The organism is Mesorhizobium sp. WSM4830 (assembly GCF_055811495.1).
In genome coordinates this window covers 1-314 of the sequence record NZ_JBVVQI010000131.1, presented here as the reverse complement: position 1 = coordinate 314, position 314 = coordinate 1, and the positions used below count along the sequence as shown (strand labels likewise).

1 protein-coding gene is annotated in these 314 nt (G+C 64.6%); it reads right to left on the bottom strand.

All coding sequences use genetic code 11. The features are described 5' to 3' along the window. A partial coding sequence (locus tag AC0L2Y_RS34675; RefSeq protein WP_473562352.1) for a recombinase family protein occupies nucleotides 1-314 on the bottom strand: 314 nt, incomplete at both ends.

The window sequence follows — 314 nt, the reverse complement described above, 5'->3', positions numbered from 1 at the left end:
ACCTGGCGCGCACTGCCGAGTTCGCGGAAACGCGCGAATATCAGGCGAATGGTCTCCTGCAGGCGCATGTCGGGATCGAACCCGAGACCGTAATCCCGGTGCCAGACGTAGCCGAAGGGCACAGAGATGCGCAGTTCGCCGCGCTGTGCCTTGGCGCGGGCAGCTTCGTACATGCGAGCACGCAGCACCCCGAGCTCGAACTCGCTCATGCTGCCCTTCATGCCGAGCAGCAGGCGGTCGTTCGGCAGCCCCGGATCGTAGACTCCGTCCAGATCGATCACCCGTGCATCGACTTCGCCGCACAACTCGAGCAG